The sequence below is a fragment of the Pseudomonas sp. EL_65y_Pfl2_R96 genome (genome assembly GCF_963970905.1).
In the GTDB taxonomy this organism is placed as follows: domain Bacteria; phylum Pseudomonadota; class Gammaproteobacteria; order Pseudomonadales; family Pseudomonadaceae; genus Aquipseudomonas.
On sequence record NZ_CAXAQH010000113.1, the window covers coordinates 1 to 804 of the forward strand.

Genomic DNA, 804 nt, shown 5'->3' on the forward strand with positions numbered 1-804 from the left:
CCGCGGCATCTCGGCCCGCGTCGCTTGCAGCGCGGACATCGAGCGTGAAGCGCACCTCGCCGGGCACGACGTTGGCGGCGCCGGGATACACCTCGATCGAGCCGACCGTGGCGACGAGATCGGCGTCGCCTGCCCGGGCGACCTCTTCTGCCTTCGAGATCATCGCAGCCGCGGCAGACAGGGCGTCGCGGCGCAGGGCCATCGACGTGGTCCCGGCATGGCCCGCGCGGCCCGTGACGGTGATCGCATAGCGTAGCTGAGCGGCAATGCCCGTCACCGTGCCTACGCCAAGTGCCTCGGCCTCCAGCACCGGTCCCTGCTCGATATGTGCTTCCAGATAGGCCAGTGCCGCGCCGTGCCGTGCCGAGGCGAAGCCGCTCACCGACAGGCCGTTCAAGGCCAGCGCGTCCTCCAGCGATATGCCGGCAGCGTCACGCAGGTCCAGCGTGGCCGGGTCGAGCGTGCCTGCCACGGCGCGGCTCGTCAGCATCGCTGCGGGAAAGCGCGAGCCTTCCTCGTCGCCGAACGCATAGACCTCGATCGGGAACGACATCCGTCGTTCTTCGGCGTGGAGCGCGGCAACGCACTCGACGCCGAGCATGATACCGAGCGGCCCATCGTAGCGACCGGAATCCCGCACGCTGTCGAGGTGGCTGCCTATCAAGAGCGGCGGCCCGTCGCGCTCGCCCTCGTAGCGGCCCACGAGATTGCCGGCCGGGTCGACCCGCACGCTCATGCCCGCTTCCTCCATCCAAGCGGCAAGGCATCGCTGTGCACTGGCGTACGCAGGGGACAGATAGCCGC

General features: G+C 69.8%; 1 protein-coding gene. It reads right to left on the bottom strand.

Going from position 1 to position 804, the window contains the following annotated elements:
* Positions 1 to 736: hydantoinase/carbamoylase family amidase (locus AACY49_RS29715; RefSeq protein ID WP_339527751.1), on the bottom strand; the 736-nt coding region annotated here is incomplete at its 3' end.
* Positions 737 to 804 lie beyond the last annotated feature (68 nt).